Consider the following 12,013-nt stretch of genomic DNA (forward strand, 5'->3'; position numbering starts at 1 on the left):
TCTATGGATTTTCAAGGGAGAATTTACTTAGACTTTTGCGGCAGTTGATTTGCCGACTTTTCGTTTTCCGGCTCTTGGTTTTCTGGCTTTGGATAAACTGCTACCCAATCAAGAGAGCGGATTGGCGGAAAAAGCTCAATTTTCGCTACTGATGCGGGAAGTTTCTTTAAATCCAGCGACTTAATTCGTCCTACTGCCAAGCCAGATGGAAATTTCTGACTATAGGTAGATGTGGAAACTAAATCTCCTATTTTGACATTTGGGACTTTTTCATAAAACTCCAGCACAGCTTCGGCAGAAGAATCTCCTCGCAAAACGCCTTTAGCTGCTGTGCGGCTAACTGATACACCAACTTGACTCTTGAGGTCACTGATTAACAACACGCGGCTAGTATTGGGAGTTACACTCTCCACCAAACCGACTAATCCGCCATCGGCCTTGACTACAAAGCCTTCCTGAATGCCTGCATTCGCGCCGCGATTCAGAGTAACTTGTTGCCACCACTGGTCAGCACTACGTCCTATTACCCTGGCTGGAATTGGCCGTGATGCCAGTGGCTCTTTTTCCACATAGCCTAATAAATCTTGTAGCTTTGTCTTTTGACTTTCCAAATCTACTATACGGGTTTGCAATTCTAATATCCGGGCATCTCTGATACGTTCTTCTGGAGTTGGCCCTGACTGCAACATCTCTAATGGACGGGTAAGTGCCTGGTATGTCTCAAGCACCAATTCACCTTGAGTTTGTCGCAATACCCAAGCACTACCAACTACTAGAGCTAACAACCCTATTTGTAAACCTTTACGATCCCACCAGCGCCGTATTGTAACCATATATACCTTTATCTACTTATACAATTAAGTTCTATTTGGATTCTATTTATATAGAACCCAAATAGAACTCAAATAGAACTCAAGTATGATATTTTTTTGCTACATATTGCGAGAGCTTTCGGTAACAACCCGTTCTAGTTGTTTGAAGTTTTCTAACACCCGACCGGTTCCCAGCACAACACAACACAGAGGGTCGGCGGCAATGTGAGTCACAATACCCGTTTCATGACTAATTAAGGTATCTATGCCTTTGAGCAAAGCACCACCCCCAGCTAACATAATCCCTCTGTCAATAATGTCTGCTGCTAGTTCTGGAGGTGTACGTTCCAGTGTCCGCTTCACAGCTTCTATAATTACTGATAGTGGTTCCAACATACTTTCACGAATTTCTGGGCCTTTGATGGTTACAGTTCGCGGTAGACCAGAAAGCAGGTGTAAGCCTCGGATTTCCATCATGGCATCATTATCATCATGGGTAGGATACGCAGAACCAAGCCGAATCTTGATGTCTTCAGCAGTCCGTTCACCAATGACTAAGTTATGAACTTTTTTAATATACTGAATGATTGAATCAGTTAGTTCATCCCCAGCAATGCGTACTGATTCGCTGATTACCGTGCCCTGAAGACTCAGCACTGCGACTTCTGTTGTACCACCACCAATATCGATAATCATGTTGCCAGTGGGTTCGGCAACAGGCAGTCCTGCACCAATGGCGGCAGCTACAGGTTCATCAATTAGATAAACTTTTCTTGCTCCTGCTTGGTGAGCCGCATCCATTACAGCTCGTCTTTCTACACCCGTGACCCCACTGGGAATACCAATGACAATTCGGGGTAAAATTAGAGATTTGCCTTCATTTACACGCTGAATAAAGCTTTTCAGCATTAGCTCGGCTATATCGAAATCAGCGATTACACCATCGCGCAAGGGGCGGAGGGCAATCACATTTCCAGGTGTGCGGCCGAGCATTTTTTTGGCTTCTTCTCCTACTGCTAGTGCTACCTTTTCGTTGACATCGATAGCAACTACAGAAGGCTCTTGCAGTACAATACCTTTCCCAGATACATAAACCAGGGTGTTAGCAGTACCGAGGTCGATACCCATATCCCATGATGTGCGAAAGTTCCTAAAAATACCCACGCTTCTCTAAGCCCCCTATGTGCGATACTTCTTGACTACAACGGTAAGAGTGGATTCGATTATCTTTGTATCCTGAGTTCAGCAAACTAAACTATATTTTTATATGATTCCCAGGAATATTTACTATGTCTCAGGCCCTTGTTTTTTGATATTCTCTGGTTTGCTTAGTATATCCGTATACTTTTATGTGTTTCTCCAAGTAGTTATGTATAATTTTTCAATTCCACTATATTGTTAACTGTTTAACACATTATTTTCAAGTGTTTCACAATTCGCTATGATAAAAGTCGGAATTAACAAGTACACCTGTACTGAAAGGTAAAACCTATGAGTATCAATATTGTCACCCTTGTTGGCCGTGTAGGCGGCGACCCAGATATAAAATATTTTGAGTCTGGTAGTGTTAAGTGTAGATTGACATTAGCGGTAAAAAGGCGATCGCGCAACAGCGACGAACCTGACTGGTTCACTCTGGAATTATGGGATAAAACGGCTGAAGTAGCAGGTAATTATGTGCGTAAAGGCAGCTTAATTGGCATCAAAGGTTCCTTAAAGTTTGACACATGGAGCGATCGCCAAACTGGAGCAAACCGTTCTACACCAATTATTAGAGTAGACCAACTAGAATTATTAGGCTCTAAGCGCGATGGAGAGGGCGGTGGAGATATGTCTTCAGAACATTTTTAATTAATTGGGAATGGGGAATGGGGAATGGGGAATGGGGAATTCATTATCAGTCCTTTGTCCTCACAAATGACAAAGGACTAATGACAAATGACTAATAACTAATTTGTAAAGTCACCGATGCTTCTACTTCCTGTTCACCCCCAACAACAGGAGTGGAAGAATCAGCTACCTTGGCAGCTTCAGCGCGTAAAAACATGGGTGGTGGAGGCGCAGTGGCATTATTAACTTGAATGCTGACTATTTCTTTGGATTTGAAACCCAAGGCGCTGAAAACAGCATCAGCTTGCTGCTGGGCATCTTGGGTGGCTTCTTTTAATGCTTGTTTTTGAGCAGCTGCGATCGCTTCATCATTCGCAATAAAACTAATACCATTAATTTGTGTTGCACCCGCTTTCACTGCATCATCTAATAACGTACCAGCTTTCTCTGTGGGAATCCTAAAACTCACCGTGTTACTGGCAGCATAGCCTGTAATCCTTTGTACATTATTGGTGTAGCTATAGACTGGATTCAACCGGATACCAGTAGTTTGTAATTTTTCGACATTTTGGCTTTTGAGAAACGCAACTACAGCCGATGACTTCCGGGCGGCTTCTTGCTGTACTTCCTGTGCTGTTTTCCCCTGAATCTCCACTCCTAAGCTAACTTGCGCCAGGGTTGTCGGAATCGTTTCAACTCCGCGACCACTGACACTAAGGGTTCGCCACATTTTCTCCTTCTCTTGCGCCAATGCAGGTAGTACAAAAGTTGCACATACTAGCAGGGCTAAAGGCAGTATTTTCCACAAGTTTCCAGATGGAAACTGAGAACCGGGTAAAGCGGCTCTAGTCATAAGATTTGCACTCCTCAAAGTATCCACAGATGTTTTTAATAAGCGTATTTAGCAATCTTCTGGCGGCTGTTAAAAGTCAACAGTCACCACAAGTTTTTCACAACTTAGTGCGATCGCTAGATACGATTTGTATGTTCTTACTTTGACACTGCGATCGTCAAAAGCTGAAATGGTTACATTTTTTGATACTAAAAAAATTACACCAACATTTTTAAAGATTTTGTCATGATCATAAATTAAGTCACCGACTTTGACTTACTAAGACTTCCTAGACTGTTTGTAGTCAAGGCTTCCGAAGTTTTCTGATAGCGCTTGATGGAATGGAGAAATGGCACAAATTAAGTTTTTGAACCTGCCAATAGCGTCTCCACAGATAGATGTTTTTCAGAAACACGTCAAAATCAAAGAGAAGGATTTTCACAGAACCCATGCATTTGTTAGATCCAATTAACTTCTCTTTTCCTCTGCTGGCTACTGCAACAGAAGCCGCAGACAGTTCAATGGTAGTAGCCGCAGTGCTACTCAGCTTAGTAGTCGTTTACCTCGCCAGCAAAGTTGGTGGAGAGTTATCAAACAAAGTGGGTTTGCCGCCCGTTTTAGGCGAACTAGTAGGTGGTGTGGTAGTTGGCATCTCTGTTTTCCACCTTTTAGTGTTTCCAGAAGGCAGCACAGACAGTTCTAACTCTTTGATCATGTCCTTCCTTCAAATCACTGCTGGTTTAAGTCCTGAAGCTACTCCAGCCGTGTTTGCAGCCCAATCTGAGGTCATTTCCGTTTTGGCAGAGTTGGGTGTAATCATTCTGCTGTTTGAAATCGGCTTGGAGTCGAACTTAAAAGACTTAATGGCAGTTGGTATCCAAGCCACCGTCGTTGCATTTGTGGGGGTAGTAGTACCCTTTGCGGCTGGGACTGTGGGACTGATGACTTTATTTGGAATTGCTGCTATACCCGCAATTTTTGCTGGGGCGGCTTTGACTGCCACTAGTATTGGGATTACTTCCAAAGTACTGTCAGAGTTGGGGCGACTCAATTCTAAAGAAGGGCAGATTATTTTGGGTGCTGCTGTAATTGACGATGTTCTAGGAATCATCGTTTTGGCGGTAGTTGCCAGCCTCGCTAAAGATGGCGTGGTGGATGTCAGCAAAGTTATTTACTTGATTATCAGCGCCACTGGTTTTATTTTGGGAGCAATTCTACTAGGGAATGTTTTCAATAAATCATTTGTAGCGATCGCTGCTAAACTCAAAACACGCGGTGGACTGGTAATACCAGCATTCATCTTCGCCTTTGCTATGGCATACCTTGCCGCCGTCATCCACTTAGAAGCAATTTTGGGAGCTTTTGCAGCGGGTTTAGTTCTAGAAGAGACAGAGAAACGCAAAGAATTGCAAACGCAAGTCTGCCCTATTGCCGATATGTTAGTGCCAATTTTCTTTGTTACTGTTGGGGCAAAAACTGATTTGGGAGTGTTAAACCCAGCAATTCCCGATAATCGGGAAGGTTTAATTATGGCAACTTTCCTGATTACAGTAGCCATTCTCGGTAAAGTAATCACAGGCTTAAGCGTGTTTGGTCAACCGGAAATCAACCGTTTAGCGATCGGTGTGGGGATGATTCCCAGAGGGGAAGTTGGATTAGTGTTTGCTGGTGTCGGCGCAGCCAGTGGCGCTCTCTCGAAACCACTAGGGGCGGCAATCATTATGATGGTTATCTTGACAACCTTTTTAGCTCCTCCTTTGTTACGATTTGTGTTCCCAGATCCAAAAACTGTGGATGCAGGCTTAGACCAACTGGTTTTAGATGGTTCTTCTGGAACCTCGTTGGTAATTGAACCACCTAAATCGAAGGTGCCAGCATCAAATGACAGTGGCAATTTGGAAGTAACTCCAGATTCTGGCGATCGCTAATCAAAATCTTGGGTAAATTCTTACTGAGTTCTGAGTGATTTTCCCTCAGAACTCAGCACTCTAAATTCAGTAAAATCACCGTATTTTGAAGATTCTGTAATTATAAAGTGGAAACTTCTCTCTCCAAATTTCCGTCCCATCTGATTGTAGAATAATCGTCTGTTTATAATTTCTACCCGCATTCGGAATGTTATTTATTTCCAGTATCCCTAGGCTTGTGAGCCATTATCTGAATATTTTCCAGGTAATTGGGGAGTAACACCCATAAATTTTGCTAGATCGTCTGACAGTAATGGGAATTATCTACTTAGTGCATTGATGGCAAAAAACAAAAAACAGTTATCAGTGAACGGTTATCAGTTATTAGTTTTCTAGCTTCCTTGGGAGTCAGATTCCTCCACCTCCAAAGGTGGAAGATTTTATATTGGGATTTCAAGCAAATATGAAATCTGATAACTGATTTAAGCGTGTCTTTATACCAGCTTAAAAATCAAACAAGGCATCAAAGATCAAGTTTAGGTGGTGACGGTGTGATGACTTACCAATGAGTTGAGATATTGACGACTCCCATGAACGTGAATTAGGAGAAAGAACTGTGAAATTACACTGGTTACTACCCAGCACTATTGGAACTATCTTCATGCTATCGTCGCCGGCAATGGCTGCGAAACTTGAATCTTGGCGCTTTGATGCCAATCAAAACAGGCTGGAAATTAATACTGTGGGAGCAGTTCAACCCCAGGCACAACTAATTTTCAACCCGACTCGGCTGGTAATTGATTTGCCAGGAACTACATTTGGCCGTCCGCAGCTAACCCAACAGGTGGGCGGGGGAATTCGCTCAATCAGGGTTGGGCAGTTTGATACAGAAACAACACGCATAGTTGTAGAACTGGCACCTGGTTATACTTTAGACCCCAAACGCGTCCAATTTGTTGGGACATCTGGCGATCGCTGGACGGTGCAATTACCTAGACCAGAAGTTGATCGAGTAGCCTCATTTCCCGCCTCACCTCCCAGAAGTGCTTACACTGTCGTTACCCCAGACTCTGACCGACAACCTAGTATTTCAAGGGTTGCCACTAATACACGCGGGGCGACTCAAATTGAAGGCTTGACAGTAACAGGCGATGGGTTGTTCCTCCGTACCAGTGGTGGCAATCCGGGGATTAAGACAATTCGCAGCCGCGATCGCGCTAGTATCTTCATAGATGTCTCTGACGCATCTTTATCACCACGTCTGGCGCAACAGAATAATCAGCCTGTTAACAAACATGGTATTAGCCGCGTCGAATTCACCCAACTACAAAACCAAGCTCCTATCGTTCGCTTGACTTTGCGGGTAGATAAAAATAGTCCAGATTGGCAAGCCAGTAATAGTAACAGTGGTGGTTTGGTGGTTCTGCCTAGTCGCGTTGTCAGATTGCCTGGAAGTAGTAATTCGGACAATCAATCACAACCACCCTCTTTCCCTAGCAGATTATCTGCTGCTAATAACTCCCCAGCAACCATTGAGTCTGTGCAACTGGCTGATAATGGCAGACAACTGCTGATTAGAGCAGACCAAGCTTTATCTGCTACGGGAATCTGGGATAGATCATCCGGTGTGTTCCGTGTCACAATTAACAATGCCAAGTTAGCTCCCAGAGTTACAGGCCCTACTTTTGCCCCCAATAGCCCCATTATCCGGGTACGTCTGCAACCCCAAGCAGCCAACACAGTCGTTGTTTTAGTTCAACCAGCACCTGGAGTACAACTCGATCAACCCCAGCAAATCGGCGACCAGCTTTTGGCTATACCAATACAAGGTTCTCGTCGAATTGTTTCTCTCCCCGGAAGACCCTCCTATGGTTTACCTGGGCTACCGCCGCCAAACCGGGGGCCATTCCCAGACCCAAACAATCCCAATCCTCAGCCCCAATTCCAACCACAGCGCCGAGTTACCAATGGACGAATGGTAGTCATTATTGACCCAGGACATGGCGGTAAAGACTCAGGAGCAGTGGGCATTGGGAGATTACTCGAAAAGGATATTATTTTACCTATTAGCAAAAGGATAGCTCAGGTTTTGCAGCAAAATGGCGTACAAGTCGTTATGACGCGGGATTCTGACTATTTCGTCACCCTTCCCGGACGGGTGCAATTAGCAGAGCGAGCTAACGCTGATGTATTTGTTAGCATCCACGCTAATTCGGCTGGTGCAAGTCGTCCAGATGTCAGTGGCTTGGAAACGTATTATTACGACAGTGGTTTGGGTCTAGCTCGCGTTGTCCATAACAGTATTCTCCAAAGCGTAAATGTCAGAGATAGGGGAGTGCGGCGAGCCAGATTTTATGTCCTCAGAAAAAGTTCCATGCCTTCTATTCTTGTAGAAACAGGTTATTTGACTGGTCGAGATGATAACGCTAAACTCAGAAGCTCCGCTTACCAAAATCAAATGGCAGATGCGATCGCTCGTGGCATCCTTCAGTATTTAAAGAGAAGATAAGTAATTTAGTCGAAATTATTGAGTAAATACATCTAATCTTTACCGTTTTTATCCAATTTAGTAGTAAAACCAATTTAAGTATTATTGCGGCGGGACAAGAGTAGCATCTTTGTTATTGTCATCTGATGCTTACAAGTCAAATTTACCTGGGCGAATGGATGGCATGGCAAAATCAGAGGAGCGTGCTATATTTTACGCCATTAGCTGTGTCTTAATAAGAGCGTAATACTCAAGTGTGTGCGGTGATGGTGTGAGGATTTGCCAATATATTGAAATTTTGACGGCTCCCATGAATGTGAATCAGGAGAAAAGACTGTGAAATTACGCTGGTTACTATCCAGTACTATTGGAACTATCTTCATGCTATCGTCGCCCGCAATGGCTGCGAAACTTGAATCTTGGCGTTTTGATGTCAATCAAAACAAGCTGGAAATAAATACTGTAGGGAATGTTCAACCCCAAGCACAATTAATTTTTAACCCCACTCGTTTGGTAATTGATTTACCAGAAACAACATTTGGCCGTCCGCAGTTAACCCAACAGGTGGGCGGTGCAATTCGTGCTATCCGTGTTGGACAATTTGACGAACAAACAACGCGCATAGTCGTTGAACTGACTCCTGGTTATACTTTAGACCCCAAGGGTGTACAATTTGTTGGTAGAACTGGCGATCGCTGGATGGTGCAATTACCCACGCCAGTAGCCGAAAATGTTCCCTCAAGAAATACTGGTGGGCAACAACAAGCTATAGCAACACAACCTTCACTGAGAACATCTCCATCTGTGTTCTCACCAAGAGATATTTACAATGTGGTGAGAACAAGCCCTATTAATCCACCTAAAAACGGAATGCTTGCCGCTAGGGTAACTCAAATTGAGAACTTACAAGTTACAGGCGATGGTTTTTTCATCCGTACCAATGGTGCTAATCCTCAGATTCAGGTAAATCGTAGCAACGATCAAAGAGAAATTAACATCGACATTGCCAGCGCTACTTTATCACCAAGTCTAGAGCAACGCGATTTGCCGATTAATCGTTATGGTGTCAGCCGTATTCAGTTCAGCCAACTACAAACAAGTCCATCTGCTGTTCGCATGACTTTACAGGTGGATGAAAATAGTCAAAATTGGCGAGCAACTAATAGTAACAGTAGTGGTTTTGTGCTTCTGCCCAGTCGTGGCATTGCCCAGTTCCCTGGAGGTAATAGTAATAGTCCACGCCCCATACCATCTAGTACAGCGACTATTGAGTCTGTGCAACTGGCTAATAATGGCACACAACTGCTAATTAGAGCAGACCAAGCTTTATCTGCAACAGGAGGCTGGGATAGAAGCTCTGGTTTGTACCGCATTATCATCAACAATGCTCGGTTAGCTCCCAAAGTTACAGGGCCGACTTTTAATTCTAATAGCCCTATCCTACGAGTCCGCCTGCAACCCCAAGAATCTAATACAGTTAACGTCTTGGTTCAGCCAGCAGCCGGAGTGCGAATTGGCGAACTTAACCAAGTTGGCGACCAGCTTTTGGCTCTAGAATTACAACGCTCTGGTAGCGTTACACAGCAGCCCATTGATTTACCTCCTTTATCGCCAAACCAAGGTCAATTCCCCAACCCCATAGATAATCCTCGTCCTATATCTCAACCAAAGCCGCGCCCCTCAGTTCCTAGAGGGAAATTACTAGTTGTGATTGACCCAGGACATGGTGGAAAAGACTCAGGCGCTCCCGGTCTAGGTGGACTTTTAGAAAAGGATGTAATTCTGCCTATTGGTAAAAGGGTAGCAGCAATTTTAGAGCAAAATGGTGTACAAGCAGTACTAACGCGGGATGCTGACTTTTTCGTAGAACTTCAGGGGCGGGTAGAAATTGCCGAGCGAGTTAATGCAACTGCGTTTGTCAGCATTCACGCTAATTCTGTTGATAATCGCCCGGATGTGAATGGCTTAGAAGTATATTATTACGATAGCGGTTATGCTTTGGCGGAAGCGGTTCGCAATACCATTCTGCAAAACATCGGTACAATCAAAGACCGGGGAACCCGCAAAGCCAGATTCTACGTTCTCAGAAAAAGCTCTATGCCTTCGATTTTAGTAGAAACAGGTTATATGAGTGGTCGAGAAGACAATCCCAGATTGGCATCACGAGAGTATCAAAATCAGATGGCAGATGCGATCGCTCGTGGCATCCTAAAATACTTACAGCGTTAACATAGTACAAATTACTATTAAAAGGTGGTATTTAGAATCCTTTGGCGTGCAGAATTTAGTGGTCAATTAGCCGATTGTCTGCTAAATTCTGTATTTTAAATCCCAAAACCTAAATTAATATCAGCCTGTGTATTCATCTTCGATCTTTGAAGCGAATCTGGACGATTTTTCTGCTCAAGAACCCCAACGTGCCCCAATTGGCATCTTTGACAGTGGTGTGGGTGGATTGACGGTACTGCGACAAATATATCGGCAACTCCCCAATGAATCAATTGTTTACTTTGGGGATACAGCTAGACTTCCTTACGGAATTCGTTCACAAGCAGAAATTTTACAATTTACGCGCGAAATTATTACCTGGCTACAAAAGCAGCAGGTAAAAATGGTAATTATGGCTTGCAACACTAGTTCTGCCCTAGCCCTAGAAACCGTCCGTCAAGAATTCAACATACCCATTTTAGGGGTAATTCTGCCGGGTGCAAAAGCTGCGGTGCAGGAAGGGAAGCGGATTGGTGTAATTGCCACTCCAGCTACGGCAAAAAGTAATGCTTATAAGCACGCCATCCTTGAAATTGCTCCTGATGTTCAAGTCTGGCAAGTTGGATGTCCAGAGTTTGTGCCACTGATTGAGCAAAACCGGATTCATGACCCCTACACTGCTGAAGTGGCACGAGCCTACCTAGAGCCTTTACTAGACCAAGAAATCGACACCTTAGTTCATGGATGTACCCATTATCCCCACCTTACACCAGTATTGCGATCGCTCCTCCCCTCTCAAGTCAAGCTAGTTGACCCAGCTGTTCATGTCGTGGCAGCTTGTGCCCAAGAGTTAGACTTGCTAGGCCTAAAAAATACTCACCTCCCACTACCAACTCGCTTCGCCGTTAGCGGGTGTCCACAACAATTTTCCCAGTCAGGAGTGCAATGGCTAGGCTATACCCCGATGGTTGAGGAGGTTCGCTTCACTGATAGCGCTATTTCCCAACTTCTTTGAAGGGGGCAGGGGGCAGGGGGAAGAGAGAAGGAAGACAAGGGAGAGGGGGGAGACAAAGAAGAGACTTGTTTAATCATTTTCCCTTATTCCTCTTATCAGAAAAATGGGTTTAAAACCCCGTGCTTCCAGCACGGCTTTAAAGTAATGAGTAATGAGTAATGAGTGGATAAAAAATAGGTATTTACTCATTACTTATTACTTATTACTCATTACTCCTTCTTAAGAGTGCGTTCACGGCAGTGAGGATGTCAACCTCCTTGTCCTCCTTGTCTCTCTTCTGCCTATTTGTATCAACCTTAAAGTGAAACGTAAATTAGGCGGGAGTAAATTTCAGCGAAACACCGTTCATACAGTAGCGCTTGCCTGTAGGTGCAGGGCCGTCATCAAAAACATGACCAAGATGACCACCACAACGGCTACAATGTACTTCAACTCTGGTCATAAATAGCGACTTATCTACAGTAGTAGCGATCGCACCTTCAATCGGGTTAAAGAAGCTTGGCCAGCCAGTACCACTGTTAAATTTGGTATCAGAGGTAAACAGTGGCAGTTCACACGCGGCACAATAATAAGTACCCTTGTCGTACTCTTTATCTAATGCGCTGGTGTGAGGGCGTTCAGTCCCGTGTTTACGCAATACATTAAACTGTTCTGGCGTTAAAATCGTGCGCCACTCTTCTTCTGGTTTGGTAATTTCAAATCCACTATTAGAAGTTGTCATCGCTTTTGCCCCCCAGTTGATATACCTTGATAACAATGCTGTGCCGACTATTACCGCACTAGCCTGTAAAAAATATCGTTTGTCCATATATCTATTATTTTCTATTTTCCGGTTAACTGGGCAATCAACTCCAGTACGGAATTCCCTACTTAATCACTATAATCAGCGATCGCTCTGAATTAGCGCTGATAAAGTGATTA

At 44.1% G+C, this 12,013-nt stretch carries 9 protein-coding genes; 5 read left to right on the forward strand and 4 right to left on the reverse strand.

All coding sequences use genetic code 11. From position 1 onward, the window contains the following. Window positions 1–23 precede the first annotated feature (23 nt). Together mreC and ACFFRD_RS16060 are read right to left on the reverse strand one after the other, a co-directional pair. The gene (mreC, locus tag ACFFRD_RS16055; protein ID WP_392482317.1) at window positions 24–833 is read right to left on the reverse strand and encodes a rod shape-determining protein MreC; all 810 of its coding nucleotides are present in this window, start codon (window positions 831–833) and stop codon (window positions 24–26) included. 99 nt (window positions 834–932) lie between these two features. Continuing rightward, the gene (locus ACFFRD_RS16060; RefSeq protein WP_094330992.1) at window positions 933–1,940 is read right to left on the reverse strand and encodes a rod shape-determining protein; all 1,008 of its coding nucleotides are present in this window, start codon (window positions 1,938–1,940) and stop codon (window positions 933–935) included. Between the two features lie 363 nt (window positions 1,941–2,303). On the opposite strand from ACFFRD_RS16060, the gene ACFFRD_RS16065 reads away from it, so the two are divergent. Next, window positions 2,304–2,663, forward strand: coding sequence for a single-stranded DNA-binding protein (locus tag ACFFRD_RS16065; protein WP_012408517.1), 360 nt, complete (start codon window positions 2,304–2,306; stop codon window positions 2,661–2,663). Window positions 2,664–2,754: 91 nt separating this feature from the next. Here ACFFRD_RS16065 and ACFFRD_RS16070 read toward each other — a convergent pair whose 3' ends face one another. Continuing rightward, complete coding sequence (locus ACFFRD_RS16070) at window positions 2,755–3,495, reverse strand: SIMPL domain-containing protein (protein ID WP_392482318.1); 741 nt, start codon at window positions 3,493–3,495, stop codon at window positions 2,755–2,757. A gap of 428 nt (window positions 3,496–3,923) precedes the next feature. Here ACFFRD_RS16070 and ACFFRD_RS16075 point away from each other — a divergent pair, with 428 nt between their 5' ends. The 4 genes from ACFFRD_RS16075 to murI all read left to right on the forward strand — a co-directional run bounded on the left by ACFFRD_RS16075 (window position 3,924) and on the right by murI (window position 11,092). Next, window positions 3,924–5,402, forward strand: coding sequence for a cation:proton antiporter (locus tag ACFFRD_RS16075; RefSeq protein WP_392482319.1), 1,479 nt, complete (start codon window positions 3,924–3,926; stop codon window positions 5,400–5,402). A 595-nt stretch (window positions 5,403–5,997) separates the two neighbouring features. Continuing rightward, window positions 5,998–7,890, forward strand: coding sequence for an N-acetylmuramoyl-L-alanine amidase (locus ACFFRD_RS16080; RefSeq protein WP_392482320.1), 1,893 nt, complete (start codon window positions 5,998–6,000; stop codon window positions 7,888–7,890). 315 nt (window positions 7,891–8,205) lie between these two features. After that, window positions 8,206–10,098, forward strand: a complete 1,893-nt coding sequence (locus ACFFRD_RS16085; RefSeq protein WP_392482321.1) for an N-acetylmuramoyl-L-alanine amidase — start codon at window positions 8,206–8,208, stop codon at window positions 10,096–10,098. A gap of 127 nt (window positions 10,099–10,225) precedes the next feature. After that, window positions 10,226–11,092: a glutamate racemase gene (gene murI / locus ACFFRD_RS16090; protein WP_392482322.1), complete on the forward strand. Its 867-nt coding sequence runs from the start codon at window positions 10,226–10,228 to the stop codon at window positions 11,090–11,092. Between the two features lie 313 nt (window positions 11,093–11,405). Here murI and msrB read toward each other — a convergent pair whose 3' ends face one another. Next, complete coding sequence (msrB, locus tag ACFFRD_RS16095; RefSeq protein WP_114085776.1) at window positions 11,406–11,900, reverse strand: peptide-methionine (R)-S-oxide reductase MsrB; 495 nt, start codon at window positions 11,898–11,900, stop codon at window positions 11,406–11,408. Window positions 11,901–12,013 lie beyond the last annotated feature (113 nt).

It is taken from the genome of Nostoc sp. C110 (genome assembly GCF_043099725.1).
In the GTDB taxonomy this organism is placed as follows: Bacteria; Cyanobacteriota; Cyanobacteriia; order Cyanobacteriales; family Nostocaceae; genus Nostoc; species Nostoc muscorum_A.

What these genes read in the sequence shown, in the direction of transcription:
- mreC (WP_392482317.1), bottom strand. Translation starts at nt 833, where the DNA reads ATGGTTACAATACGGCGCTGGTGGGATCGTAAAGGTTTACAAATAGGG.
- ACFFRD_RS16060 (WP_094330992.1), bottom strand. Translation starts at nt 1,940, where the DNA reads ATGGGTATCGACCTCGGTACTGCTAACACCCTGGTTTATGTATCTGGG.
- ACFFRD_RS16065 (WP_012408517.1), top strand. Translation starts at nt 2,304, where the DNA reads ATGAGTATCAATATTGTCACCCTTGTTGGCCGTGTAGGCGGCGACCCA.
- ACFFRD_RS16070 (WP_392482318.1), bottom strand. Translation starts at nt 3,495, where the DNA reads ATGACTAGAGCCGCTTTACCCGGTTCTCAGTTTCCATCTGGAAACTTG.
- ACFFRD_RS16075 (WP_392482319.1), top strand. Translation starts at nt 3,924, where the DNA reads ATGCATTTGTTAGATCCAATTAACTTCTCTTTTCCTCTGCTGGCTACT.
- msrB (WP_114085776.1), bottom strand. Translation starts at nt 11,900, where the DNA reads ATGGACAAACGATATTTTTTACAGGCTAGTGCGGTAATAGTCGGCACA.